Source organism: Desulfovibrio sp. (genome assembly GCF_014803725.1).
GTDB lineage: Bacteria > Desulfobacterota > Desulfovibrionia > Desulfovibrionales > Desulfovibrionaceae > Desulfovibrio.
The window spans coordinates 56,623-80,844 of the sequence record NZ_JAAVBE010000028.1; the positions used below are offsets into that span (position 1 = coordinate 56,623).

22 protein-coding genes and 2 tRNA genes are annotated in these 24,222 nt (G+C 64.7%); 11 read left to right on the top strand and 13 right to left on the bottom strand.

The features are described from left to right. Positions 1 to 6 precede the first annotated feature (6 nt). Genes HDR50_RS10605 through HDR50_RS10615 form a run of 3 tightly spaced genes read left to right on the top strand, consistent with a single transcriptional unit; the run spans position 7 to position 2,718 of the window. On the top strand, positions 7 to 1,950 hold the full coding sequence (locus HDR50_RS10605; RefSeq protein WP_291358101.1) for a TRAP transporter permease: 1,944 nt from the start codon (positions 7 to 9) through the stop codon (positions 1,948 to 1,950). A gap of 17 nt (positions 1,951 to 1,967) precedes the next feature. Then, positions 1,968 to 2,351 (top strand): TIGR04076 family protein, encoded by a 384-nt coding sequence (locus HDR50_RS10610; protein WP_291358103.1) that lies wholly within the window; start codon positions 1,968 to 1,970, stop codon positions 2,349 to 2,351. A 1-nt stretch (position 2,352) separates the two neighbouring features. Further along, a complete protein-coding gene (locus tag HDR50_RS10615) occupies positions 2,353 to 2,718 on the top strand; it encodes a TIGR04076 family protein (protein ID WP_291358105.1) in 366 nt (121 codons plus the stop codon). Between the two features lie 59 nt (positions 2,719 to 2,777). Here the strand turns inward: HDR50_RS10615 and HDR50_RS10620 are convergent, their stop codons facing one another. The 6 genes from HDR50_RS10620 to HDR50_RS10645 form a co-directional block, all read right to left on the bottom strand. Then, entirely contained in the window at positions 2,778 to 3,611 is an 834-nt protein-coding gene (locus tag HDR50_RS10620; RefSeq protein WP_291358107.1) for an amidohydrolase family protein, read from the bottom strand. Next, positions 3,601 to 4,461 carry an amidohydrolase family protein gene (locus tag HDR50_RS10625; RefSeq protein WP_291358109.1) on the bottom strand — a complete coding sequence of 287 codons (861 nt, stop codon included), beginning with the start codon at positions 4,459 to 4,461 and terminating at the stop codon, positions 3,601 to 3,603. The genes HDR50_RS10620 and HDR50_RS10625 overlap by 11 nt, the downstream gene beginning before the upstream one ends. A gap of 66 nt (positions 4,462 to 4,527) precedes the next feature. Next, entirely contained in the window at positions 4,528 to 6,099 is a 1,572-nt protein-coding gene (locus tag HDR50_RS10630) for an outer membrane homotrimeric porin (RefSeq protein WP_291358110.1), read from the bottom strand. 51 nt (positions 6,100 to 6,150) lie between these two features. After that, entirely contained in the window at positions 6,151 to 6,879 is a 729-nt protein-coding gene (locus HDR50_RS10635; protein WP_291358111.1) for an SDR family NAD(P)-dependent oxidoreductase, read from the bottom strand. A 21-nt stretch (positions 6,880 to 6,900) separates the two neighbouring features. Further along, positions 6,901 to 7,875, bottom strand: a complete 975-nt coding sequence (locus HDR50_RS10640; protein ID WP_291358112.1) for a TAXI family TRAP transporter solute-binding subunit — start codon at positions 7,873 to 7,875, stop codon at positions 6,901 to 6,903. Further along, entirely contained in the window at positions 7,868 to 9,760 is a 1,893-nt protein-coding gene (locus HDR50_RS10645) for a TRAP transporter permease (RefSeq protein ID WP_291358113.1), read from the bottom strand. The genes HDR50_RS10640 and HDR50_RS10645 overlap by 8 nt, the downstream gene beginning before the upstream one ends. A gap of 592 nt (positions 9,761 to 10,352) precedes the next feature. Between HDR50_RS10645 and HDR50_RS10650 the strand changes: the two genes are divergently transcribed. Continuing rightward, positions 10,353 to 10,724: a hypothetical protein gene (locus HDR50_RS10650; protein ID WP_291358115.1), complete on the top strand. Its 372-nt coding sequence runs from the start codon at positions 10,353 to 10,355 to the stop codon at positions 10,722 to 10,724. On the opposite strand, the gene HDR50_RS10655 is transcribed toward HDR50_RS10650, so the two are convergent. The 5 genes from HDR50_RS10655 to HDR50_RS10675 form a co-directional block, all read right to left on the bottom strand. After that, positions 10,686 to 11,894 (bottom strand): integrase arm-type DNA-binding domain-containing protein, encoded by a 1,209-nt coding sequence (locus HDR50_RS10655; RefSeq protein WP_291358117.1) that lies wholly within the window; start codon positions 11,892 to 11,894, stop codon positions 10,686 to 10,688. The genes HDR50_RS10650 and HDR50_RS10655 overlap by 39 nt on opposite strands. Positions 11,895 to 12,055: 161 nt before the next feature. After that, a tRNA-Ile gene (locus HDR50_RS10660) sits at positions 12,056 to 12,131 on the bottom strand. 72 nt (positions 12,132 to 12,203) lie between these two features. Then, positions 12,204 to 12,527, bottom strand: a complete 324-nt coding sequence (locus tag HDR50_RS10665) for a hypothetical protein (protein ID WP_291358118.1) — start codon at positions 12,525 to 12,527, stop codon at positions 12,204 to 12,206. 98 nt (positions 12,528 to 12,625) lie between these two features. After that, positions 12,626 to 12,719: transfer RNA gene (locus HDR50_RS10670), tRNA-Ser, on the bottom strand. Between the two features lie 86 nt (positions 12,720 to 12,805). Continuing rightward, positions 12,806 to 14,059 carry a D-alanyl-D-alanine carboxypeptidase family protein gene (locus HDR50_RS10675; protein ID WP_291358119.1) on the bottom strand — a complete coding sequence of 418 codons (1,254 nt, stop codon included), beginning with the start codon at positions 14,057 to 14,059 and terminating at the stop codon, positions 12,806 to 12,808. A gap of 365 nt (positions 14,060 to 14,424) precedes the next feature. Between HDR50_RS10675 and HDR50_RS10680 the strand changes: the two genes are divergently transcribed. Genes HDR50_RS10680 through HDR50_RS10695 form a run of 4 tightly spaced genes read left to right on the top strand, consistent with a single transcriptional unit; the run spans position 14,425 to position 17,868 of the window. Next, entirely contained in the window at positions 14,425 to 15,840 is a 1,416-nt protein-coding gene (locus tag HDR50_RS10680) for a S41 family peptidase (RefSeq protein ID WP_291358121.1), read from the top strand. Between the two features lie 9 nt (positions 15,841 to 15,849). Next, entirely contained in the window at positions 15,850 to 16,686 is an 837-nt protein-coding gene (gene proC, locus HDR50_RS10685; protein WP_291358123.1) for a pyrroline-5-carboxylate reductase, read from the top strand. 11 nt (positions 16,687 to 16,697) lie between these two features. Then, positions 16,698 to 17,036: a TIGR04076 family protein gene (locus tag HDR50_RS10690; RefSeq protein ID WP_291358124.1), complete on the top strand. Its 339-nt coding sequence runs from the start codon at positions 16,698 to 16,700 to the stop codon at positions 17,034 to 17,036. Positions 17,037 to 17,076: 40 nt separating this feature from the next. Continuing rightward, positions 17,077 to 17,868, top strand: coding sequence for a 4Fe-4S binding protein (locus HDR50_RS10695; protein WP_291358125.1), 792 nt, complete (start codon positions 17,077 to 17,079; stop codon positions 17,866 to 17,868). Positions 17,869 to 17,971: 103 nt separating this feature from the next. On the opposite strand, the gene pdxT is transcribed toward HDR50_RS10695, so the two are convergent. After that, entirely contained in the window at positions 17,972 to 18,577 is a 606-nt protein-coding gene (gene pdxT / locus HDR50_RS10700; protein ID WP_291358126.1) for a pyridoxal 5'-phosphate synthase glutaminase subunit PdxT, read from the bottom strand. A gap of 1 nt (position 18,578) precedes the next feature. Beyond that, positions 18,579 to 19,478, bottom strand: a complete 900-nt coding sequence (gene pdxS, locus HDR50_RS10705) for a pyridoxal 5'-phosphate synthase lyase subunit PdxS (RefSeq protein ID WP_291358127.1) — start codon at positions 19,476 to 19,478, stop codon at positions 18,579 to 18,581. Positions 19,479 to 19,712: 234 nt separating this feature from the next. Here pdxS and HDR50_RS10710 point away from each other — a divergent pair, with 234 nt between their 5' ends. From HDR50_RS10710 to HDR50_RS10720, 3 genes are all read left to right on the top strand, one after another. Beyond that, the gene (locus tag HDR50_RS10710) at positions 19,713 to 20,813 is read left to right on the top strand and encodes a tRNA(5-methylaminomethyl-2-thiouridylate) methyltransferase (RefSeq protein WP_291358129.1); all 1,101 of its coding nucleotides are present in this window, start codon (positions 19,713 to 19,715) and stop codon (positions 20,811 to 20,813) included. A 139-nt stretch (positions 20,814 to 20,952) separates the two neighbouring features. Beyond that, entirely contained in the window at positions 20,953 to 21,315 is a 363-nt protein-coding gene (gene dksA, locus HDR50_RS10715; RefSeq protein WP_165078588.1) for an RNA polymerase-binding protein DksA, read from the top strand. 7 nt (positions 21,316 to 21,322) lie between these two features. Then, positions 21,323 to 24,058 (top strand): mechanosensitive ion channel domain-containing protein, encoded by a 2,736-nt coding sequence (locus HDR50_RS10720; protein ID WP_291358132.1) that lies wholly within the window; start codon positions 21,323 to 21,325, stop codon positions 24,056 to 24,058. Positions 24,059 to 24,222 lie beyond the last annotated feature (164 nt).

Sequence of the window (24,222 nt, forward strand, 5' to 3'; positions counted from 1 at the left end):
TAAGGGATGAGCCAGGACAAGAGTTTCGACGTACCTTTGGCCGATGGCGAAAACGTCTCGCTGAAGCGGACATTCGCGGAAAATTCCCGCTGGATGTACCTGATTTACGCCATCACCGTGGTCATGGCGCTGTTTCACCTGGCCGTCCTTACCCTCTATCCCATGGAGCCCTGGCTCTTTTCCATGGGTCATCTCCAGTTCGGCGTGATTCTCGGCTTCCTCTACTATGCCGGGACCAAGAAGCAGGCTGCCAACGTGGGCGTTATTGATTTGCTGCTCATTGTCGCCAGTATCGCCGCCTACCTATACGTCATTTACGAGCTGGATGACCTTCTGGAACGCGAAGGCGCGTTTACGGAAAACTACGACCTCCTCTTCGGCATCCTCATGTGCCTCGTGGTACTCGAACTCACGCGGCGCACCGCCGGCATGATCCTCACGGGCCTGCTCCTCCTGGCAATGGCCTACTGCTATTTCGGCCCGTGGTTGCCGGGGCCACTGGCGCACCGGGGCTATTCGTTCGAGCGCATCATAAGCTACATGTTCAGCACTTTCGGCATTTTCAACGCGCCGCTCAATTCCACTGCGCGCTTTGTCTACCTGTTCGTACTGTTCGGGGCCTTTCTGGAGTTTTCCGGCGCGGCAACTTTCTTCATGAATCTCTCCTATGCCGTGGCCGGCGGCACGCGTGGCGGCCCGGCCAAGGTGGCTGTGGTTTCCAGCGGCCTTCTGGGCATGATGAGCGGCGCGGCCACGGCCAACGTGGTGACAACAGGCACCATGACCATCCCGCTCATGATCCGCACCGGCTACAACCCCTATTTTGCGGGCGCGGTGGAGGCCACGGCCTCCACGGGTGGCCAGATCGTGCCGCCGGTCATGGGGGCGGCCGTGTTCCTCATGGCGCAGATGATGAACGTCAGCTACACGACCATCCTTGTGGCAGCCATCATCCCGGCCATCCTCTACTATGCGAGCCTGCTCTTCTCCGTGGACTTTGAGGCGCAGAAAACCGGGCTCTTCGGCCTCTCACGCGACCAGCTCCCCTCGTGGAGCCTGGTGCGCAGCCAAGCCTATCTGGGGCTACCCATCATCGTGCTGGTGGCGTGCCTCGTGGTCATCAACACCTCCGTGGTGCTCGCGGGCATCGTGGCCCTCGCGAGCGTGGTGCTCATCGGCATGATTCATCTCCATCAGGAAACAGGCCACTTTTTTGACCTGAAACGCTTTCTCAACGCCGTCCGGGACGGCGGCACCAACTGTATCCAGATCACGGCCACCACGGCGGCCGCCGGCATCATCATCGGCGCGCTCACGCTCACGGGTCTGGGGGTGAAGATTTCCAGCCTGGTCCTGCTGGCCTCGGGAGGCAACCTCTTCCTCTGCCTCTTCTTCACCATGTGCGTCACCATTGTCCTCGGCATGGGAATGCCGACCATCGCGGCCTACGCCATCCCGGCCGCCGTGGTGGTGCCCGCGCTCGTGGACCTCAATGTGCCCCTGCTCAACGCCCATCTATTTGTGCTCTATTTCGCGGCGCTTTCCTCGATCACGCCGCCGGTAGCCTTGGCCTCTTTCGCGGCTGCGGCCATCGCCAAGTGCAATCCCTTCAAGCTCGGGCTCCTCGGCGTTCGTTTGGCCCTTCCTGCCTTCATCATCCCCTACATGTTCGTATACGGCCCGGAACTCACCATGTCGGGCCCCATCCTCAACATCATCATCTGCACGGCCACGGCCCTTGTGGGCGTCTGGGCGCTTTCCGTGGCCATCATCGGCTATTTCCGGGCCAACCTGTCCCTCCTCATGCGCATCCTGTTCTTTGTGGGCTCGCTGTGCATGATGCATCCCGACACGCTCACCGACCTCGGCGGCATCGCCTTCCTCGGCGCGCTCGTGGGCTTGCAGTATTACAGGACGCGCGGCAAGGCCCCCCATTCCCATCAACCCTAGACACATGGAGAAACGCCATGGACAAGAAGGGATGCAGCGGCGCGCCCAAGCGCCATCCGCTCAAGATGACCGTGGTGAAGCTCACCAGGGCCGAGGAAATGTTCCCCGAGCTTCCCGAGGGCTGCATCGAAAATTTCGAGCATGTCTGTCCGCGCTTCAAGCTGGGCCAGACCTTCCACATCGATGAAAACGGCAACTGCCGGGAGGACTTTCCCTGCGCCTGGGCCTGGAATGACAATTATGCCGTCATCACCACCATGCAGGCCGGCGGCCATTTCTGCCAGAAGCGCGCGGGCGTGCAGTACACCTGCTGCACGGACGGCCTGAGGCCCGTGGTGTTCAAGGTGGAATGGTTCGATGACACGGACTTGCCCGCCACGGAAGCCAAGGAGGGAAAGTAAGATGAAAGAGTATCCGGCCAACCGCCTGCCCCTCTCCATGGGCAATGCCAGAAAGCCCCTGCGCATCACCGTTGTGCGCACAACGGAACTCAAGGATATTTACGGCGACACGCCGCCCAAGGGCCTGTGCGGCCAAACGGAAATGACGTGCCCCTGCTTCAAGGTCGGGGACTGCTACATGGTGACGGACAAGGGCGGGAAGCCCCCGGCCGACTTTCCCTGCGCTTGGGCGTGGCATGACCTTTTCCAGGTGGTACTGGGGCTGCAACTCGGCGGCAATTATCCCGAATTTGAGGAAGGTGTTTATTACGCTTCCTGTACCAACGGATTGCACCCGGTCTTTTTCAGGCTGGAACGCGTGGAGTAAAATCCGCCAGTTGCGACAAAAAACCTCCGGCGCATGCGTTCCGTCGGAGGTTTTTTGCGTTAATCAAGGCCCAGCAGCTTGGCTGCATTTTTATAGAGCAGCTTGTCCCGCACTTCGGGCTTGAAGCTCTCCCGGAACTCATGCACGCAGGAGAGCGGGGTGAAGGGATAGGCGGAGGCGAAGAGGAAGCGGTCCTGAAGGTAGTAATTGCCCGCACGGATATAGTCGTCCTGGCCTGGCAGGTTGAAGAAGTAGAGATCCGGGCAAAGGTAGATGTTTTCCTGATAAAAGCAGACGCCCAATATCTCCTGCACAAAGGGCCAGCAGCCGTGGGCCACGATGAAGTTCACACCCGGAAAATCGGCGGCGAGCCGACTGATGATTTTGGGGTGAGAATAACTCCTGTCCGGGCCCGCGCGGCCGCCGATCATGATCTGCACGGGGATGCCCGCCTTCTCGCAGGCCGCATAGATGGGATAGAGCCTGCCGTCGTCGGCGTACATGGGCTTTTCCATGGCCCCTGGCTCCAGCACCACGCCCTTGAGCGGCCCGTCGACGCAGTAGCGCTCGATCTCCTCAATGCTGCCATTCACATCCCCCGCGTCAAGGCCCGCGAAGCCCATGAAGCGGCCGGGATATTCCTCAAGCAGGCGCACGATCTCGGCATTGGGCACATTGCCCTTTCTGTGGCCGATGCGCCCGGTAGCCACGCCCATGTCGATGCCGTTCTCGTCCATTTCCTTGAGCAGGAGCCGCATGGACTCCTCCCTGGCCGAGGCCGACCTTTTCATGCCGATATTGCGAGAATAAAAGTCGGCGGCAGCCTTGTCCGCATACATGCCCACCTTGAGGAAGCCGCCGAAAGGCGGCCGCAGGCGAAAGTCAATTACCATTGCCCTCTCCTTTCCCGAGCGGCAGGCCCAGGAGTTTCGCCGCGTTCTCATAGAGCAATTTGGGGAGCAGCTCCTTCGGGAACAGGGTCTTGAACTGGTGCACGCAAGTGAGCGGCAGGAAGGGGTAGGCCGAGGCGTAGAGGATGCGGTCCTTCATGTAGGATTTCGCCGCCGTGACATAGTCCTGAAAGCCCGGCTGGTTGAAAATATAGAGATCGGGGCTCAGCCAGATATTCTCGCGCACGAAGCACACGCCAAGAACCGCCTGCACCCAGGGCCAGCCACCGTGGGACACGATGAACTTCACCGTGGGAAAGTCCGAGGCGATCTTGTGGATGATGCGCGGAAAGCTGAAATCCACATTGGGCCCGGCATTGCCGCCCAGCATGACCATCACCGGGATGTCGTGCTTCTCGCATTCCGCATAGATGGGATAGAGCAGGGCGTCGTCGCCATACATGGCCGGCCTTGCTGCGCCCGGCTCCAGCACCACGCCCTTCAGGGGGCCGTCCACAACGGTTTTCTGGAGTTCCTTTAGGGACCAGCGCCAGTCGAGGGGGTTGAGACCCGCGAAGCCAATGAAGCGTTTGGGATATTTTTCCACCAGGTCGATCACCGTGGCATTTTCCATGCCGCCCGCGAAGTGCGCCACCCGGCCCGTCGCCACGCCCATGTCGATGCCGTTTTCGTCCATGTCCTGAAGCAGGAGCTCCATGGACTCCTCGGCGATGGATTTCGCCAGCGGCTCGCCGATGTTGGCCGCGTAGCTGGCGCAGCGCGCCTTGTTGGTGTACATGCCCAGCTTGACATAGTCGCCAAAGGGCGGCCGGAGCCTGAAGTCGATGATCATGGCGTGTTCCTCGGCGCCGGCGCCCGGCCTGAGGCCGGGCGCCGGGGGGTAAGAGGTTATGGAGCGCTAGAAGGAATAGACGAACTTGAGCTGGCCCTTCCACGAATCCTGCTTCTGGAAGGAGGAATTGCGGTTGCCGGCCTTTTTCCAGGTGTCGTTGTCGATGAAGTTGGCCACATAGCCCCACTCCATCTGCACCGTGAAGTTCTCGTACATCTTGTAGTTGCTGAGCAGGTTGAACTCCAGGAGGCCGTCATTGGTGGTCAGGTAGGGGCCGTCCCACTTGCACCAGGCGTCGTTCCAGGCATAGGCGTTGTTCATGTACTTCACCATGCCGGGCGAGTTGGTACCACCCCAGTAGGCGGCGCGGATGGTATGCTTGAGGTCGTTCACGAGGAAGGAGACGTCCTTCAGCTGCAGGCCAACGCCCCAGGTGCCCGCGTAGTCCAGCGACTGGTCGTACCAGCTCCCGAGCGACCAGGGATTGTCGCCGAGGAAGGAGGTGAAATTGCCATAGGCCGCAAGGCTCGGCATCCGCTCGGAGCCGTTCTTGGGATTGCCGTCGTCACCGGAGGCGTACCAGCCGAAAACGCCGGGCTTGCCCCAGTCAAACTTGTATTCCACCAGGGCCTTGGCGAGCCAGCCCTGGCGTTCGGTGCTGGCGCGTTTCAGGTTTTCCGGCCGGGTCGCGCCCTTGTAGGCGTTGTACCGGCCAAGGGCGCCCACATAGCCGTAGTTGAGGTCCAGCTCGAAATTCCAGGGCTCCAGCGCGGTGATACCCAGCGGCAGGCCCGCCCAGAACAGGTTGGCGTAGCCCTTGCTGGTGTTGCTATTGGTGTAGTCGCCGCGCGCCATGACGCCGGGATAGGGCAGCAGGGTGTAGTTGGTCCAGCCGGCCGTGGAGTAGCGCGCCAGCTGCGGGTCGCCCGCGGCGTTGACGTTCCACTGGGTGTTCTTGCCCAGCATGCCGAACATGGCCCAGGGCGTCGCCTCGAAACCGTCATAGGTGATAGGCACGGTGAGGGCGAAAAGGTCCAGGTTGTCCAGATAGTTCTGGTGGTAGTTCTTTACGCCGTCCTTGTCCTCGCCGGGGTAATTGTCGTTGTAGGGGCGCCCCCACATGGCCGTAAGGCCCAGATTGTCATTTATCTTGTAGTTGGCTAGAATGGCCGCTATGCGCGTACCCATGATGGCCGTGCCACCGGCCTTGTTGGGCATTGCGACATACTGGATGCCCATGCGAGTCTTCAGGTCCGTATTGGGCATCCTCCAGTCTATGTAGGCCCAGCGCACTTTCACGATCTTGCCGTCCGCACCCAGGGCCGCGCCCTGGTCCGCGTTGCCCCAGGTGGTGGCTCCGAGCTGGATCTGCACCGTGGCGGACAGGTTTTCCGAGGCGATGGCCTCCACGGACAGCCTGATGCGCTGCTTGGTGTCGAACTCGTCATCCGTGAACTTGTTGCGCGTTGTGCCATTGCGCGTTTCCTTAAGCAGGCGGTACTGGCCCACGTCAAAATTCATCAGCCACTGACCGCCGATCTTGAAGTCGATGGCATTGGCCTCGGCCCCTCCGCAGAGCGGAAGCAACGCCGCAGCGAGGGTCAGCCCCGCCAGTTTTTTCCCCCATTTCCTCTTCATCGTTCCCCCTGAGCTAAAGGTTTTGTATCCTTCACGGCGGCTCGAACCCCATCAGTTCATGTACTGACCGCCGCAAACATCCAGGGTGCAGCCGGTGGTATAGGTGGCGTCGTCCAGCAGGAAGGCAATGGCCACGGCCGCCTCTTCCGCCGTGCCGATGCGGCCCATGGGCACCCGCTTTTCCGTGGCCTCGCGGTTGGGAAGCATCCGCGTGTCGATGGGCCCGGCGGCCATGCAGTTGACGCGGATATGGTCCGCCGCCACTTCGCGCGCGAGGCCCTTGGTGAAGGCGATGATGCCGGCCTTGCTGGTGGCATAGGCGGTCTTGGCGTGGCCCGGCGCGCCCCCCGCCGTGGAAAAGCCGTTGCGCCCGGCCGTGGAGCTGACGAACACGATAGCCCCGCCTCCGGCCCCCCTGAAAGCGGGGAGCACGCACTTGGCAAGGTAAAAGGAGCTGGTGAGGTTGTTGCGGAGGATATGGTCCCAGAATTCCGGCTCCATTTCCTCCACCGAAGGCGCCGGCGTGGGATTGAGCGCCGCGCAATGGACGAGCGCGGTGACGCGCCCGTGTTTTTGCGCCTCCTCCACCAGGCGGCGACAGTCCTCATAGACGCCCACATCGCATTGCACGCTGACGCCGCCGATAGCCTCAAGGTCCGCCGCCGCAAGCGGCGTGCTCCGCCAGGTGGCCGCCACCAGATACTTTTTGCCGAGCAGTTTGGCCGTGGCGAGGCCGATGCCCGTGGCCGCGCCGGTCACTATGACCACATCCCTGTTCATGGCCGTCCCCCTTTCCGTTGCCTACTTCAAGACGCCCTTTTCGCGGTAATACCTGGCGGCCCCGGGATGGAGCGGCGCGGCGGTGTTGGGCGCGTCCTCCAGGTTCAGTGTCGACCACAAGGGCACAGCAGTGGCGATGTCGTCCCGGTGTTCCATGATGGCCTTGGTGATGCGGTAGACCAGGTCCTCGGGCATGTCCGCGTTGACGATGAGCTCCGTGTGCGTGGTCAGCCCGCGCAAGCCCTTCACCTTGCCGTCATAGGCGGTTTCGGAAAATTCCGTCACCTCGCCGCCAAACTCCCTAGCGAGCTTTTGCAGGATCTCCTCATCCACGGGCAAAAAGCGGATGGGCGTGGTGGAGAGGATGTCATTGTATTTGAAGGCCGGCTCCTCGCCGTGGTACACATCGACTTCGATGCGGCCGTCCTTCATCATGTCGATGGAATCGGGGATGGAGAGGGGATAGAGCTTGGCGCCCTGTTCCTTGAGCTGCTTCCAGCCGATGCCGTATTCCTCGAAGATGCGCCTGGGCAGGAGCTCGTTGTTACCGCCCACGGGATTGATGTTGATGCGCACGGGCAGCTTCTTGTCGCGGATGTCCTCCAGTGAAGTGATGCCGCTGTCCTCGCGCACGGCGATATGCGTGTGCGCCCTGGTGTTCACGTTGGCGAGTCCCATGACCTTGTCCTGCACGCCCTTGAACGGCGCGTCGCCCTTGACGGCCATGTGCGCATTGTTGGATTGCACCACGCCGATGCCGGACTGCCCCTTCTGCACCCGAAGCACGTTGCTCAGGCCCGCCGAGGGAAACATGGTGTAGTCGATATCCGGGTTATCCTGCATGATTGCCTTGCCCACGGCGCCCATGCCCACATAGAACACGCCGCCCTGGTTGCCGCTGGCGGCGTTGAGCTCGAGCTTTTCCGCCGCGCCCGCGCCCTGCGCCAGAAAAATCGCGCACGCGAAACTCGCCAGTTTGAAAAGGGCTTTACGCATTTTCCTGCTCCTTAAGGTGAAGGTTGGGTCTGCCACTCAGCTTCTGCACCAGAAGCACCAAGAGGCAGAGACCGATGCCCGCCATATCCGTAGAGAGGCCGGGCAAAATCATGCACAGGCCGCCAATGATGAGGCACAGCCTCTCCCCCAGCGAAGTCTTCTTCAGCAGCCAGCCCTGCATCCCGGCGGCCAGCGCCACCACGCCTATGATGGAGGTGATGACGGCCACAGTGATTTCCATGGCCGTGCCCTGCGCCAAAAGCGCGGGCGCATAGACGAACATGAAGGGAATGACAAAGGCCACCACGGCCAGCTTTGCCGCCACAAAGCCGGTTTTCATGGCATTGGCCTTGGCTATGGCCGCTCCGGCGAAGGCGGCCTGGCACACAGGGGGCGTGACCACCGAGATGATGGCGTAATAGAAGCAGAACATATGCGCCACGATGGCCAGGCAGCCGGCCTTGATGAGCGCGGGGGCGCCCAGGGCCGCCACAATGATGTAGGCCGGAGCCGTGGGTACGCCCATGCCGAGGATGATGCAGATGACCATGAGGCAGACACAGAGGATAAAGAGATTGTTGCCCGCGAGGTCGGTGATGGCCGCCATGAGCTTGAAGCCCACGCCGGTGAGCGAGATGACGCCGATGATGATACCCGCGCAGGCGCAGCAGGCGCCGATCATCAGCGCGTTGTCGGCGGAGAGGACGAGCGCCTGGGTGAAGCTCTTGAAGGTGAAGCGCGTCTCGGAGCTGAACAGGGCGATGATGGGTATGGAAAGCGTGGCGGCATTGGCGCAGAAACTCACGCTGCGGCCCATGCACATGAGCGTGATGAGCACCACGATGGGCAACAGATAATAGAGCCGCCGGAACACGCGCTCCCTCGTGGGCACGAGCTCGGGGTCGATAAAGCCCAGGTTGGACTTCACGGCCTCAAAATGGATCATGAACCAGAGCGAGACATAATAGAGAATCGCCGGTAGCAGCGCGGACTTGGCCACCGTGAGATAGGGCACGTTGGCGAGGTCAGCGAGGATGAAGGCCGCCGCCCCCATGATGGGCGGCATGATCTGGCCGCCCGTGGAGGCCACGGCCTCCACTGCGCCGGCGAAGGTGGGCTTGTAGCCGACCTTCTTCATGAGCGGGATGGTGAAGATGCCCGTGCCGTACACATTGGCCACGGCCGAGCCGGAGAAGGTGCCGAACATGCCCGACGCGAAAATGGCCACCTTGGCCGGCCCGCCCCGGGATTTCCGGGTCACGAGGCAGGCGATGTCCATGAAGATGTTGGTCATGTTGGACTTTTCGAGAAAAGCCCCGAACATGATGAAGCCGAAAATGGTGCCGCAGGCGACCGAGGTGGGTATGCCGTACAATCCCTCGTTGGAAAGGTACATGCACTCCACGATCATGTCAGTGGAGATGTCCATGCGCTTCAGCGCCGAGGGCAGCATGTCGCCCCAGACGGCGTAGGCGAGGAACACCAGCGAAATGATCACCAGCGGCCAGCCCGTCATGCGCCGCGTCACTTCAAGAGTGAGGACGACGGCGAGGATGCCCAGCCAGCGCGCCGTTTCCGGGATGTCGTCCACATAGCGCATGCGCTCCATGATCTCGTCGGTATGCAGCATGATGTAGGCCGCAATGGCGATGGCGAGCACGCAACAGCAAAGGTCGCAGAGAATGACCAGCAGGTTTTCGGAGCGCCCGTCTTTGGGCGTATAGGGCGGCTTGAGCAGAAAGATGAGGACCATGACGAAGGCCACAAAATCCGCCCGCATCTGCGTCCCTTCCAACACGCCAAAGCTCGTGAACCAGATCTGGAACAGGGTAAATACAATGGCAACAGCAGCCGCCACCGGTTTCAGACTTTGCCTTGTGAGCATAGTGCAGCCACCTGGTTTTGCGTTATTTCGTGCCAAATCGACTTGATAAACTGGATTCTACTTTCAGATATTTAGAGGAAGCGGCCCATTAATAAAATTACAATTTTTTTATATGCGGTATTGAGAAAACCAATTCTCTGCGAGGAGAACACCGCCGGGGAAAATCCAGAGAAGGGGCCAGAAAGTCTTTAATATCCACATATCTCCAGCATCTTCACCTCAATTCTGGGGCGCCCATTATAGGAGCGCGGTCAGCGATGCTTGCACTGCCTCTCTAAGCTTACCTCCTCTCTCTTTTGTCATTGCAGGAGATGGATTTTCCGCTCACCAAGCGTTGCCACGTTACGCGCATTTGACGGCATTGCCCTGCGGCAACCGGGCCCCTTCTTTCGCCCATTTCCGCTGCGTTTTCGGTGCTCGGTCTTTTGGCTTTCAGGATGCGAGAAGCGCAGCGCCGAGCAGCCCTGGGGAGTCAAGAGGGGCGCGCCTCTTTTGCAAGATGACACATGTGCGGTAGCACATGTGTCATCTTGCCAGGAAGAACCCCCAACGTAACCGGGACACGGGCCCGAGGGGAAAAGGGGTAATACACTTGCCTAAAAACGACCGGGAACGGCCACGAAAAAAGGAAGACTGGCGGGGGAGAAATGAGAAATTTGCTGCGGCAAAAGGGCAGGGCTGTGTCTCGGAAAAACTGTCACTTGGAAATTGGGAAAAGTGGGGTGACGCGTTCAGGAATCGTGAGGCGTGGAAGGAAGAAAACGCTCACCGCTCAACTGCGGAAACGCAAAAAATGCTCAAGGAATTTTGCGAAAATGGATTTGCAGAAAAACCGTCTGAGCACCGCGCAAAGACGCTCGTATTTTTTCGGGAAAAGGCACAGCATACAGAGCAAAAACTTGGGACGTCCTCCAAGAAAACGTGGTTATCCGCGCTTGGCCGGCAGCGAAATGGTGCTCCGTAATCCGTCCAAAAAGTCGGCCCACTCCTGCATCATGCGGTGACGCTCGGGCAGGAACTCGGCGTGATTATACGCGGCGCGGACATGGTTCCTTTCGCCGTGGGCAAGCTGGCGTTCTATCCAGTCGCGATTATAGCCCAGCTCATTGAGGAGGATAGAGGCCATGCTCCGAAAGCCGTGGGGCACGATTTCCTCCTTGCCGAAGCCCATGGCGCGCAGAGCCACCAACAAGGACTCCAGTGCGATGGGCTTGGTGTCGGTCCGCATGGAAGGGAAGAGGAAGCGTCCGTGCCCCGTATACAGCGAAAGCTCGTTGAGGATCGCCAGGCTCTGCCGCGCCAGCGGGACAATGTGGCGCTGCTTCATCTTCATCTTTGCAGCCGGGATGCGCCATTCCGCGTTTTCAAAATCTATTTCCGACCACTCGGCCGAGCGCAGCTCTCCGGGCCGCACGAAAAGAAGCGGCGCCAGTCGTAGCGCTGACTTGACGGGCAAAAAACCACCATAGGCGTCAATGGCGCGAAGAAGCTCGCCGATGCGCTTTCTGTCGGTAATGGTGGCCATGTGCCGGACGTTCACTTTCGGAAGCGCGCCCTGCAGCCCTTGGGTGATGTCATACTTGCAACGCCCGGTGGCGATGCCGTAGCGCAGGAGCTGCCCGCACAACTGCACGAGCCTGTGCGCGGTTTCCACGGCCCCGCTTTCCTCCACATGGCGCGCAGCCTTGAGGATGTCCGCCGGTTCGACCTCGGCAATATGCTTGCCGCCGAACACGGGGAAAACCTTTTTTTCAAACAGCGCGCGGACTTTTTTCCCATAGCTCGGCGCAAGCTGGCTCACATGCTTGTCGAACCACTCACGGCTGACAGCTTCAAAGGAGTCCGCCTCCCTGCTCAAAATGCTGGCCTTTGTGGCTTGCCTTTGGGCGCTGGGGTCGATGCCGTTTGCCAGCAGCCTCTTGGCTTCGTCCCGCCGCTGCCGGGCCTCTTTCAGGCCGATGGTGGGATAGGTGCCGAGGGAGATGCGCTTTTCCTTGCCCTGCACACGGTATTTCAAGCGCCACCACTTGCCGCCGCTGGGAGCAAGTTCCAGATACAGACCTTCGCCGTCAAACATTCGGACAGTCTTGCTTTGCGGCTTTGCAGCCCGTATGGCGGTATCGGTGAGGGGCATGGGGGCAACACTTCGACGGAGTTTTATGTTGCCCCCAGACTTGCCCCCAAAAGTGGTGGATGTCAACCCACCTCAAGCGACCACATTGGAGAACATATCCAAGAAAAACCGAAGTCCCGCAAGGCTTTTCACACCTTGCGGGACTTCGCTGTTCCAAGAAATGGTGGGCCCACCAGGACTCGAACCTGGGACTTGCCGGTTATGAGCCGGAGGCTCTACCAACTGAGCTATAGGCCCCGCAGTTCCTTACGGCGCGGGCTCTCCGCTGTCAAGGAGCGCCGGGCGCGGGAGCGTCGCGCCGCTCCCGGGCTAGGCTTCCTCGCCGGTCTCACCCAGGTATTTCAGCACCTCGTAGTGCACATGGTCGAGGATGTCGGTGAGCTTGCCCACACATTCGTCGCCCACCGCCTTGCCGAGCAGGGAGGAGAGAAAGGCCGCGCGACGCGCGTTGACGAGCGCCTTATAGCCCTCCTCGTCGTTTTTGGGCAGCGCGTCGAGGCTTTCCTGAAATTGCCTGAGCTCTTCCTCGGCGAGGTTCTTGATGGGCTCCGCCACGCCGTCGATGGAGACGATGCCGTCGCGCACCTCCAGCATGACGGGCTTGCCGCGCACTTCACCGATGCAGACTTCCATACGCCCTCCCGCGCGGCCCGCCCCGGCGAGCCCGGGCGCACCGCGCTGATGAAAAAGGCTCCCGGCTGCGACCGGCCGGGAGCCTGGAAAACTTCCTGTGGCGGAGGGGGTGGGATTCGAACCCACGTACCGGTTACTCACCGATAACTCGATTTCGAGTCGAGCGCGTTACGGCCGCTTCGCTACCCCTCCGGCCGCTGGCGGGAGCGCCGCCAGTGGAGAGACTGTTTAGCCCATCTTGGCGCAAATGGCAATCCGCGGCGCCGTTTGCCCAAAGCCTAGCCGGAGCGGCCCCGCGAGCGCCCGCCCCGGGCCGCGTGTCCCGCGCCCTTGCCAGGCGCATGCTTGCGCAGCGTGGCCTTGCGCTTGGCGGTGCGCATATCCACGGCCTTTTTGCCTGCGGTGGCGTTGCCCCCCCCGGCCCTGGCCGCCCCCCTCGAGGCGGTGACGCGGCCCTGCGGCTTCTTGCCGTAGGCCGCCCTTGCCTTGGTGGCCTGACGGCTTTGAGCGTACTTGCCGAGCAGGCTCCGCTCCCGGTCCGGGGACGCCTTGGGAGCCCGGGCATAGGCGCGGTGCGGCCTGAGCAGCCCGGCGTCGCGCGCGGTCTTGCGCACGTCGATGCGCCTGGCGTCCACGGGCAGGCCGTCCAGCGCCGCCGTCACGGAGACGGCCTGGTTTTCGCAGACGAGGAAGCCCGCGTCCAAAAGACGGCACGCCTCGGCGCCGCGCGCGTACATGTCGGGCGCGCCCATGATGACCGCCAAAAGCCGCCGGCCGTTCTTGCTGGCCGTGAACACCATGTTGTAGCCCGAGGCCCGGATCCAGCCGGTCTTGAGGCCGTCCGCGCCGGGATACTGCCCGAGCAGCGGGTTCTTGTTCCACGTGGTCTGGCCGGCATGAGTGAGAAGGCGCGTATTGTGCAGCTCGAGCGCGTCCGGGTGGCTTTTCAGGTAGGCCCGTGCCAGCGTCAGCATGTCGCGCGCCGTGGTGCGCTGGCCGGCCGCGGGCAGCCCGTGCGGATTGAGGAAGAGGCTGTCGTTCATGCCGAGCGCGCGCGCCCGGACATTCATCATATTCACGAAAGCGGGCACCGAGCCGCCCACGAATTCGGCCACCGCGTGGCTCGCGTCATTGCCCGAGGAAACGGCCATGCCGAGCAAAAGCCGGCCCAGCGGGACCGTCTCGTGGCGCGAGAGGCCCATGCGCGAGCCGCCCGTGGCCGCCGCAGCCGGGCTCACGGTGACGGGCGTGTCGGCATTGGCGTGGCCCTCGCTGATGTGGTCGAGCGCGAGATACATGGAGAGGATCTTGGTGAGCGATGCCGGGGGGATGGGCTCGTCCGCGTTCTGCTCGAAGAGGATGGCGTCATGGTCGAGGTCATAGACCATGGCCGAGCACACGCCCACCGGGCTCGCCGGGAGCACCTGCGGCGCGGCGTGGGCGCCCGCGGGCGCCAGCAGAAAGAGCAGGAGGATGAGGGCGCGCAAGGGGCGCGAAAAACGGCATTGACGGAAAAGACGCGACAGCGGCATGGCGATCCTTTGCTGGAATGACGGCCCGCCCGCAAGGCCAGAGATGCTTTGCTTCCGTTTACGCCATTCCGCGCATGCTGGCAAGCGAAAAGGCCGAAAATGCCGACACGCGGCGCTCGGGGGCGCACGCGCCCTTGACGGCTCCGGGATGGGCCTTAGCTTGTTCCCTCCGGGCGCCCCACGCTCCCGGCCGCGTTTTGCGGCCATTTCCGGCCCTTGCGGCATTGCCTTTTCCCCTGAAAAGCGGCACTATCAGCGCCGCATTTCCGTGCCCTGCCGGCACAGGCCCCCGTGCCCCCTCCCGCCAGCCCCGGGGCGGGGCCGGCCTTCGGCAGCCCCGCCGGCGCCAGACCAACGAGGCAACCATGCGCGTTTTCGCCCCCACCTGCCTTTTCGTGTTCCTGCTCCTCCTTTGCGGCTGCGGCGCCCAGGCCGCGCCGGGGCCCGATGCCGCGGCCCCCCAGAGCGGCAAGGACGCGGCCAAGAGCCAGAAAGAACAGGCCCGCGACCAGGCCAGGGAAAAGCTCAACAAGTATGACGCCGCGCGCCGCTTCAGCCAGGTGCTCGACCTCGTGGAGCGCAACTACGTCAAGGACGTGACCCAGTCCGAGCTCATCAACGGCGCCCTCAAGGGCATGCTCCAGGGGCTGGACCCGCACTCCACCTTCATGACCTCGGACGAATACAAGGAAATGCAGGAGACCACCTCCGGCGAGTTCTTCGGCGTGGGCATCGAGATTTCGCTGGAGAACGGCCAGGTCATCGTGGTCACGCCCATCGAGGACACGCCCGCCTTCCGCGCCGGGCTCCAGCCGGGCGACGTGATCCTCTCCATCGACGGCCAGCCCGCGCAGGAGCTCTCGCTGCAGGAGGTCGTCTCGCGCATCCGCGGCGCCAAGGGCAGCGAGGTGGAGCTCACCATCCTCCATAGCAATGCCAAGACCCCGCAGACCGTGCGCATCACGCGCGACGCCATCCCGCTCATCAGCGTCAAGTCCAAGCAGCTTGAGGACGGCTATTACTGGGTGCGCCTCACGCGCTTTTCCGAGCGCACCACCGAGGAGCTCAAGGAGGCGCTCAAGCAGGCCCAGAAGGAAAGCAAGGCCGCTGGCGGCATCAAGGGCATCGTGCTCGATTTGCGCAACAATCCGGGCGGCCTGCTGGACCAGGCCGTGAGCGTGTCCGACACCTTCCTCGACAACGGCACCATCGTGTCCATCAAGGGCCGCGACGACGGCGCCCAGCGCACCTATTCCGCGCGCAGGCAGGCCGACGACATCGACGTGCCCATGGTGGTGCTCGTCAACGCGGGCTCGGCCTCGGCCTCGGAAATCGTGGCCGGCGCCCTGCGCGACCAGAAGCGCGCGCCCATCCTCGGCGAGCGCTCCTTCGGCAAGGGTTCGGTGCAGAACATCATCCCGCTGGCTGACGGCTCGGGCCTCAAGCTCACGGTGGCCCTCTACTACACGCCCAACGGCAGCTCCATCCAGGCCGAGGGCATCGTGCCGGACTTCGAGGTGGTCTTCGAGCCGCCGCACGCCGAAGACAAGGACAATCCCCGCCTGCTCCTGCGCGAGCAGGATCTCAACCGCCACCTTGAAAACAGCAAGGGCAAGCCCGCCAAGGGCAAGGCGGCCAAGGACGAGGGCAAGGAACAGCTGGCCCGCGACAACCAGCTGCGCATGGGCCTGCAAATGGTCAAGAGCCTGCCGCGCCTTCAGGAATTGCAGAAGCCGCAGGCCAAGGCCGATACGCAGGCCAAGGCGGAGCCTGCGAAGTAGGGGGACGGCATGACGACCTTGGGCGCCCTTTTGCCGGCGCATCTCGGCGGGAAACTGCGCATCGGCTGCATCGGCAGCGGCCGCATGGGCGGCGCCCTGCTCTCTGGGTTCGCGGCCCTGAAGCTGCCGGAGCTTTCGCTCTGCGCATACAACCGCAGCCCGGAAAAGCTCGAGCCGTTCAAGGCGCTCGGCGTCGAGGCCATGCCCGGCGTAGCGGCCACGGCGGAACAGGCGGACCTGCTCCTCATCGCGGTCAAGCCCTATCAGGTGGCCGAGGTGCTGGCCGCGGCGCGGGGGCATATCCGGCCCGGGACGCTCGTGCTCTCCATCGCCGCAGGCGTGAGCCTCGCGCGGCTCGCGGCCGAGGTGGATCAGGGCGTGGCCGTGGCCCGCTGCATGCCGACGACCACGGCCCTCGTGGGCAAGGGCGTCTTCGCCTTCTGCTTCAGGGCCGACGCCGAGGAATGGCGGGCGCCTGTGCTGGCGCTTTTCGGGCAGATGGGCGTCTGCCTCGAGCTCGCCGAGGGCAAGTTCACCGACTTTTCCGCGCTCATCGGCGCCGGGCCGGCCTATGTGTTCGCCATGATGCAGGGCCTCGTGCAGGCGGGCATCACCCTGGGCTTTCCGCAGGATGCGTCGCGGCGCATGGTGGGCGCGCTCTTTGCCGGCTGCGCGGCGCTGGCCGAGGCGGAGGCGGCGCCGCTCATCCAGTTGCGCGACGATGTGTGCTCCCCGGGCGGCCTCACCATCGCGGGCGTCAATGTGCTCGACCGCGCCGGGCTTTCGGGCCTTATCGTGGACGCGGTGCTCGCCGCGCAGAAGCGCGGCCGCGAGATGGAGAGCTGAGTGGTCACAGTATGAAAAAGGTCAAGATCACGGTGCTCAAAACCACCTTTCAGGACGACCTGGCCAAAGAATACGGCGTGGACGGCCTCGGACCGTGCCCCATGCACCGGGCCGGAGAGGTCTATTTCGGCGATTACGCCAAGCCCGCCGGCCTCTGCGACGAGGCGTGGAAGGCCATCTACCAGTACGCCTTCGCGCTGGCCCACGGCGCGCCGGAAAAGCTGTGGTACTACGGGGACTGGATGAAGACCCCGGGCACGGCCATTTGCAGCTGCAACGACGGCATCCGGCCCGTCATCTTCAAGCTCGAGGTGACGGACGAGGAGGCCGTGCCCCCGGCCGCGCCGTAGAAAGGGCGCCCGCGCGTCCATCACAAACGCCGGAGAAGCCATGCGCCGCTCCACGCTCCGCCTTCTTTCCTTCAGCCCCTGCGGGGGCACCGCCGAGGTCAACCGGGCCCTCGCCCGCGATGTGGACGCCGAACCCCTCGTGCACGACTGCACCCGCGCCGGCGTGGAACAGGCCGTCACCGCCTGCGGGCCGGACGATCTCGTGTTCCTCGCCTTCCCGGTCTACGGCGGCAGGATGCCGCGAAACATCGACAAGGTATTCCGGCATATCGAGGGCAACGGCGCCCGCTGCGCCCTCGTTGCCGTCTACGGCAACCGCGAATTTGAGGGAGCGTTGCTCGACCTCTTCGCCGCGGCCGTGAACAAGGGCTTCAGGCCTGCCGCCGCCGTGGCGGCCATTGCGCAGCACTCCCTCGCGCCGCAGGTGGCTGCCGGGCGCCCTGATGCGGAAGACCGGGAAAAGCTGGCAGCCTTCGGCTGCCGCATCGTGGAGGCCATGCGGGCCGGCGCGGTGCTTGAGAAGGCGCCCGGAGCCTGGCCGGAATGGAAGCCCCCCAAGGGGGCCAGTCTCTTCCCGGTCATGGACAGGCAAAAATGCGTGGCCTGCGGCCAGTGCGCGGCCGTGTGCCCGGCCGGCTCCATCCCCACGGACGACCCGGCGGCCACAGATACGGAAACGTGCATCGTGTGCGCGGCCTGCGCCAAGTATTGCCCCACCGGCGCGCGCCAGATGGGTACGCCGGAAAGCCGGGAAAAGCTGGCGCACCGTCTGGCGACAGTCGCTTCCCTCCGCAGGGAGCCCGAACTCTGGCTCGGGGAGTCTGCTCGGTAAGGGGATTTTCCGGCACTGGGTCTTTATTGGTGCCACACCGATGAAAAAGGCTGCCGGGTTTTCACGCCCGGCAGCCTTTTTGTATCGGAAGTGGCAAGGGGCGCTAGGCCGCGCCCGTGCAGATGTCGAGAAAATAGCGGTGGAAGCGCGTGTCTGGCGTGAGCTCCGGGTGGAAGGAGGTGGCGAGGATGCGCCCCTCGCGCACGGCCACGGCGCGGTCGGCGCCGTCCATCTCCACGCGGGCGAGCACTTCCACCCCGGGGCCGGTGGCAAGGATGACCGGCGCGCGGATGAACACCGCGGGCATGGGCTCGGGCCCGAGCGCGGGGATGGCGAGATCCGCCTCGAAGCTGTCCACCTGCCGGCCGAAGGCGTTGCGGCGCACCGTGGCGTCCAGCACGCCGAGGCGCGGCTGCTCCGAGCCCTCGATGTGCCGGCAGAGCAGGATGAGCCCTGCGCAACTGCCGTACACCGGCATACCGCCCTCGATGCGCGCGCGCAGGGGCTCCATGATGCCGAGGTCCACGAGCAGCTTGCCCATGGTGGTGCTTTCGCCGCCCGGGATGACCATGGCGCCGATGCCGTCCATATCCTTGAGCTGGCGCACCTCGCGCGTGGGCGCGCCCAGCTTTTCGAGCGCGGCCACATGCTCGCGGAAGGCCCCCTGCAGGGCGAGCACGCCCACGAGGGGGCACTTCTCCTTCGCCATCTTACCAGCCCCGTTCCTGCATGCGCTGTTCCTGCGGGACCTCGGAGATCTCGATGCCCACCATGGGCTCGCCGAGGTCGCAGGAGATCTCGGCCAGGAGCTTGTAATCCTTGTAATTGGTCACGGCCTGCACGATGGCCCTGGCGCGCTTGGCCGGGTCGCCGGACTTGAAGATGCCCGAGCCCACGAACACGCCGTCGCAGCCGAGCTGCATCATGAGCGCCGCGTCCGCCGGGGTGGCGATGCCGCCGGCCGCGAAGTTCACCACGGGCAGGCGCCCCTCCCTGCGCACGATGTAGCAGAGCTCCAGCGGGGCAGCGATCTCCTTGGCGAAGTTGGACACTTCGGCCTCGGGGATGGCGCAGAGCATGCGGATCTGGTCCATGACCATGCGGCAGTGGCGCACGGCCTCCACCACGTTGCCCGTGCCGGGCTCGCCCTTGGTGCGGATCATGGCCGCGCCTTCGCCGATGCGGCGCAGGGCCTCGCCCAGGTTGCGGCAGCCGCAGACGAAGGGCACCGTGAACTTGAACTTGTCGATATGGTAGCGGTCGTCGGCCGGGGTGAGCACCTCGCTCTCGTCGATGTAGTCCACGCCCAGGGCCTGGAGAATGTGCGCCTCCACAAAGTGGCCGATGCGCGCCTTGGCCATGACCGGGATGCTCACCGACTCCATGATGCGCTTGACGATGCTGGGGTCGGCCATGCGGGCCACGCCGCCGGCGGCGCGGATGTCCGCGGGCACGCGCTCCAGCGCCATGACGGCGCAGGCGCCCGCCTCCTCGGCGATTTTCGCCTGCTCGGGGGTGGTGACATCCATGATGACCCCGCCCTTGAGCATTTCGGCCAGACCAGTCTTGAGGCGGATGGTACCGCGCTCCCCGTGTTCGCCCTTCTTCATCGCATGTGCTCCCTATGCGCCTTGCGGCGGCAGCGGCGCGAAAGCCTGGGCCCGCGCCGCGCGTTAGACGGTAGCGCCGCGCTGTGCGCGCGGCCGGAAAGACAGACAAAGCGCGCCCCCGGGCGCGTCAGGGGCGTTTATATGCAATAATCACCGGGGTGACAAGGGTATCCGGGGCCGAAGGCGGCGCCGGCGCGCTTGCCTTGACGCCCGTCCTTGCGTACATCTTGCGCCATGACAGCAATTCCCGACGCGGTCGTGCTTTTTTCCGGCGGGCTCGACAGCATCCTCGCCGCCCGCGTGCTCATGGCCCAGGGCCTCAAGGTGCGCTGCCTGCACTGTGTTTCGCCCTTTTTCGGCGAACCCGGGGGCGCGGCGCGCTGGCGCCGGCTCTACGGCGTGGACGTGGACGTGGCCGACGTGAGCGAAGATTTCGCGGCCATGCTGCGCGAGCGGCCGGCCCACGGCTTCGGCAAATGTCTCAACCCCTGCGTGGACTGCAAGATCCTCCTCCTCAAGGCCGCGCGCCGGCACATGGAGGAAGTGGGGGCGCGCTTCCTTGCGAGCGGCGAAGTTTTGGGGCAGCGGCCCATGTCGCAAAGGCTCGACACCCTGCACCTCATCCCGCGCGAGGCCGGGGTGCGCGGGCTTTTGCTCAGGCCGCTCTGCGCGCGCCGCCTGCCGCCCACCGAGGCCGAAGAGAGCGGCCTCGTTGACCGGGAGCGCCTGCTCGGCATCTCCGGCCGCGGCCGCGGCGATCAGCTCGCGCTCGCGCGGGAATTCGGCTTTTCCGAGATCCCCACGCCGGGGGGCGGCTGCCGCCTCACCGAGCGGGAAAACGCCCGCCGCTACTGGCTCACGCTCACGCGCAAGCCCGCGGGCGCGGGGGAGGGCACGCCCACGGCGCAGGACTTCCGCCTCGCCGCCACGGGCCGGCAATACTGGCGCGAAGCCGGCGGCCGCTGGCACTGGCTCTGCGTGGGCCGCAACAATAAGGACAACGAACGCCTCAGGGAAGCCGCCGGCCCCGAAGACCTCGTGCTGCGCCTCATGGGCCTGCCCGGCCCGCTCGCGCTGGCGCGGGGCGGCGCCGCCTGGGACAAGCCGCTGCTCGAAGAAGCCGCGGCCATCATGGCGTCCTGCGCGCCCAAGGCGCGGGAGGCCGCTGCCGGCGGCAGCCGCGTGGGCGTCAGCGCCGGGACTTTGCGCCTCACCTTGAGCCCGGAGTCCGTGGCCCAAGGCGAGCGCGAGTCCTGGGGTCTTCCCACCTGGGAGGAAGTGCGCGAGGAGATCCGCGCCGAGGCCCGGGAACGGGCGGAGGCCGGGCGTCCGTGACCTCGCTCCCCGCGCAGCCGGGGGTCGCTCCCTTTACAATCCCCCCCGGAACGGCTATAGGCTTGGCTCTTGGCAGGGCAGACCCCGCGGGGCCAGGCCATGCCTTCAACCCCCGCGCCCTGTGACCGGAGGTACAGCCATGGACCACAACGACATTGAATATTTCCGCAAGCTGCTTTCGGGCATGCTCGAAGAAGCCCAGCAGAACGGCGACAGCACCATCGAGGAACTGACCGACAGCAACGAGGTCTTCGCCGACCCGGCGGACAGGGCCACGGCCGAGTCCGACCGGGCCTTCACCCTGCGCCTGCGCGACCGCGAGCGCCGCCTCATCCGCAAGATCCAGGCCGCGCTCCAGCGCATCGAGGACGGCACCTACGGCATCTGCGAGGAATGCGGCGAGGAGATCAGCATCCCGCGCCTCAAGGCCCGGCCCGTGACGCGCCTGTGCATCAACTGCAAGGCCCGGCAGGAGGAAGACGAGCACCTGCGCGGGGATTAGCGCCCCCATGCCCGCTTTCGCCCACCTTTCCCACGGCCGGCGCGGGCGCCTTTCGCGCCCCCTCCTCCGCCGCGCCCTGCTTTTGGCCGCCCTCGTGCTGGGCGGCCTTTTGCTTCCCGGCCTTTGTTGCGCCCCGCTGGCCGCGGCCCCGGCAAGCACCGCCGTGGAAGCCGTGCTCGAGACGCCCAAACCTGCCGACGCCAAAAAGGATGGCAAGCAAGCGCCGCCCGCCGCCGAAAAAAATGCCGGGGGCGCCGAGGCGGAGGGGGAAGGCGCTCCCGCGGAGGAAGCCGAGCCCGAGCCCGACGAACCGGCGGGCAATGCCGCGTGGGAAGCCATCTGGAGCGGCCAGCGCGCCATGATCGACGAGATGCGCCAGACCGCGCTCAAGCTGAGCGACAGTTTCGGCGCCCAGACCGAGAACCTCTCGCGCCAGCTCCAGCCCTTTGAGGAGGAAGGCCGGCGCCTGCTCGTCTTCGCCAACACCTTCAAGGGCTATCCCAACGCCATGGAGGCCGTGAGCCGGCGCATCGCCGCCACCATCGGCGATTTCCACACGGTGCTCTCGCCCGTGAACCTCGCGCGCTCCGAGGCGCAGAGCCTGCTCGAGCGCGTCAACTACATGGCCGCGAGCCTGCCCGAGGAAGTCCAGCAGGGGCGCCTCAGCGAGGAGATGCGGGACTATGTGGAGGGCATCACCCGCGCGCGCCTCCGGCTCACCGCCGTGCTCGCGCAGTACGACTCCCTCGTGCCCTCGCTCCAGATCCTCACCCGGCTCGAGGAGGCGCGCAAGACCATCACCGCGCAGCTCCCGGCGCTCTGGAAGGACTACTATCTCCAGGGGCCCACGCCCTGGCTCAGCCCCGACGCCTGGGCCGATTTTTCGCAAAAAATGTTCTATTCCTGGCAGGCCATGATGCTGCGGCTGCCCGTGGAGATGCCCACCACGGCGCCGCAGTGGGGCACGGCGGCCCTGCGCTTCGTCATCTGCCTCGTCTTCACGGGCGTGCTCGCGCTCCTGCTCCGGCGCCGCTGGCTCACGCCGCAGTCGCCGCCGGCGCTCCAGCATCTCTTCCGGCGCAGCATCCCCTGGCTTTGCCTGGGCATGGCCCTCCTCGGAAGCGCCCTTTCCGCCTATGGCGACTTTTTCCGGCTCTTCCTGGCCCTGGGCAATCTCTGCCTTATCTTCGGGCAGGTGGCCCTTGCCTGGGACCTGAGGCGGCTCCAGTATCCCGAGGCGCAGGAGGCGCCCCGCGCCTCGCCCCTGCTCCGGCTTTTGCCGCTCACCCTCGGGGCCTATGCCCTCCTGTACCTGCCGCTCATCCAGCCGCTCATTCTCGTCATCTGGACGGTCTTCGTCACCTTCGCCCTCTGGCGGCGGCGCAAGGAGCATATCCCCGCGCTCGGTCCCTTCCGGCTGGAGCACGGCGTGCTCGACTGCGAGCCCGGCATCCTCTGGATCTGCCTCTTCCTCGCCCTTACCGGGCTGCATATCTACAGCATCGCGGCCTACCTGCTCTTCGTCTCCCTGTCGCTCGCGCTGGAGCTGTGCCGCGCCGGCATGGCGCTCGTGAGCAATCTCAACGAGCGGCTCCCGCGCGAGGGCGCCGGGGCCGCGCTGGCGCGCCTCGCCGTGGCCCTGGCCGCGCCGGTGGTACTCGTGGTGGCGGTCATCGGTGTCCTGCTCTGGGTGGCGACCTTGCCCGGCGGCACCTACCTGCTCGGCGAATACGCGCTCAAGGGCGTGAGCGTGGGCCAGACCCAGCTCAACATCATCCAGGCCCTGCTCATCATCAGCGTGTTCTTCCTCACGCGCACCGTGGTCACCATGGGCACGCGCTTTCTGGCGCGGCTGCCCGCCAAGGGCCTGAGCTTTGACGCCACGCTCATCCCGCCGCTCCAGACCGCGCTCACCTATGCGGCCTGGGCCATCTTCGGGCTTTTCGTGCTGCGGGCGCTGGGCCTTGAGCTCAGCAATCTCGCCATGGTGGCCGGCGGCCTCTCCGTGGGCATCGGCTTCGGCATGCAGACCATCGTCAACAACTTCCTCTCCGGGCTCATCCTCATCTTCAGCCGCACCCTGCAGGCCGGGGACGTGGTGGAGGTTGGCGGCGTCACCGGCAAGGTGCGCAAGATCAGCGTGCGCGCCACCATGGTGGAGACCTACGACAACGCCCTCATCTATGTGCCCAACAGCGAGTTCATGTCCAACCGGCTCATCAACTGGACGCGCTTCAGCCGCAGCGTGCGCCGGCAGGTGGAGGTTGGCGTGGCCTACGGCTCGGACACGGGCCAGGTGACGAAGCTGCTCATCGACGTGGCCAAGGCCAACGAGAATGTCCTCAAGTATCCGGCGCCGAGCGTCATCTTCCTCAACTTCGGCGCGAGCTCGCTGGACTTCGCGCTGCGCTTCTGGGTGAAGGATTTTGAGCTCGGGGCGAGCACGGCCTCGCAGATCCGGCTGGGCATCGAAAAGACCTTCCGCGAGGCGAATATCGAGATCGCCTTCCCGCAGCTCGACGTGCACGTCAAGGACCTGCCGCCGATGCGGTGCGGCACGCGGCCCGCCACGCCATCGGCAGGTCGGCGCGCACGCCCCCGGCCGGTGCGCCGCCCCGCCGGAGCCGGGACGGGGCCGCAGGGCGCGGGAACGAGCGCGCCAGCGGCTGCCGCCACGGAAAACACGGCGGAAGCGGCCGCGCCCGCGCCCGAAGGCGCGGAAGACAAGTCCCAGACATCGTAGGGAAAGTGCCGGATCCCGAAGAGTGGCAGTACCGGGCACTGGAGGAAAAATTTCCTCGGTCGAGTACTTAAGTACACTCCCTTCGGAAATTGTTTTTCTTCCTTGCTCCAGCCGTTGCGACGCAGGAAGCTACGGATGGAGACAGCAGTTGGTTAGCGCACCCG

Bases quoted from the DNA above. Each gene is read 5' to 3' on its own strand.
- HDR50_RS10645 (WP_291358113.1), bottom strand. From the start codon at position 9,760: ATGCTCACAAGGCAAAGTCTGAAACCGGTGGCGGCTGCTGTTGCCATT.
- HDR50_RS10640 (WP_291358112.1), bottom strand. From the start codon at position 7,875: ATGCGTAAAGCCCTTTTCAAACTGGCGAGTTTCGCGTGCGCGATTTTT.
- HDR50_RS10625 (WP_291358109.1), bottom strand. From the start codon at position 4,461: ATGATCATCGACTTCAGGCTCCGGCCGCCCTTTGGCGACTATGTCAAG.
- dksA (WP_165078588.1), top strand. From the start codon at position 20,953: ATGGACCACAACGACATTGAATATTTCCGCAAGCTGCTTTCGGGCATG.
- HDR50_RS10675 (WP_291358119.1), bottom strand. From the start codon at position 14,059: ATGCCGCTGTCGCGTCTTTTCCGTCAATGCCGTTTTTCGCGCCCCTTG.
- HDR50_RS10690 (WP_291358124.1), top strand. From the start codon at position 16,698: ATGAAAAAGGTCAAGATCACGGTGCTCAAAACCACCTTTCAGGACGAC.
- HDR50_RS10655 (WP_291358117.1), bottom strand. From the start codon at position 11,894: ATGCCCCTCACCGATACCGCCATACGGGCTGCAAAGCCGCAAAGCAAG.
- HDR50_RS10635 (WP_291358111.1), bottom strand. From the start codon at position 6,879: ATGAACAGGGATGTGGTCATAGTGACCGGCGCGGCCACGGGCATCGGC.
- HDR50_RS10610 (WP_291358103.1), top strand. From the start codon at position 1,968: ATGGACAAGAAGGGATGCAGCGGCGCGCCCAAGCGCCATCCGCTCAAG.
- HDR50_RS10605 (WP_291358101.1), top strand. From the start codon at position 7: ATGAGCCAGGACAAGAGTTTCGACGTACCTTTGGCCGATGGCGAAAAC.
- pdxT (WP_291358126.1), bottom strand. From the start codon at position 18,577: ATGGCGAAGGAGAAGTGCCCCCTCGTGGGCGTGCTCGCCCTGCAGGGG.
- HDR50_RS10665 (WP_291358118.1), bottom strand. From the start codon at position 12,527: ATGGAAGTCTGCATCGGTGAAGTGCGCGGCAAGCCCGTCATGCTGGAG.
- pdxS (WP_291358127.1), bottom strand. From the start codon at position 19,478: ATGAAGAAGGGCGAACACGGGGAGCGCGGTACCATCCGCCTCAAGACT.
- HDR50_RS10710 (WP_291358129.1), top strand. From the start codon at position 19,713: ATGACAGCAATTCCCGACGCGGTCGTGCTTTTTTCCGGCGGGCTCGAC.
- proC (WP_291358123.1), top strand. From the start codon at position 15,850: ATGACGACCTTGGGCGCCCTTTTGCCGGCGCATCTCGGCGGGAAACTG.
- HDR50_RS10720 (WP_291358132.1), top strand. From the start codon at position 21,323: ATGCCCGCTTTCGCCCACCTTTCCCACGGCCGGCGCGGGCGCCTTTCG.
- HDR50_RS10680 (WP_291358121.1), top strand. From the start codon at position 14,425: ATGCGCGTTTTCGCCCCCACCTGCCTTTTCGTGTTCCTGCTCCTCCTT.
- HDR50_RS10620 (WP_291358107.1), bottom strand. From the start codon at position 3,611: ATGGTAATTGACTTTCGCCTGCGGCCGCCTTTCGGCGGCTTCCTCAAG.
- HDR50_RS10615 (WP_291358105.1), top strand. From the start codon at position 2,353: ATGAAAGAGTATCCGGCCAACCGCCTGCCCCTCTCCATGGGCAATGCC.
- HDR50_RS10695 (WP_291358125.1), top strand. From the start codon at position 17,077: ATGCGCCGCTCCACGCTCCGCCTTCTTTCCTTCAGCCCCTGCGGGGGC.
- HDR50_RS10630 (WP_291358110.1), bottom strand. From the start codon at position 6,099: ATGAAGAGGAAATGGGGGAAAAAACTGGCGGGGCTGACCCTCGCTGCG.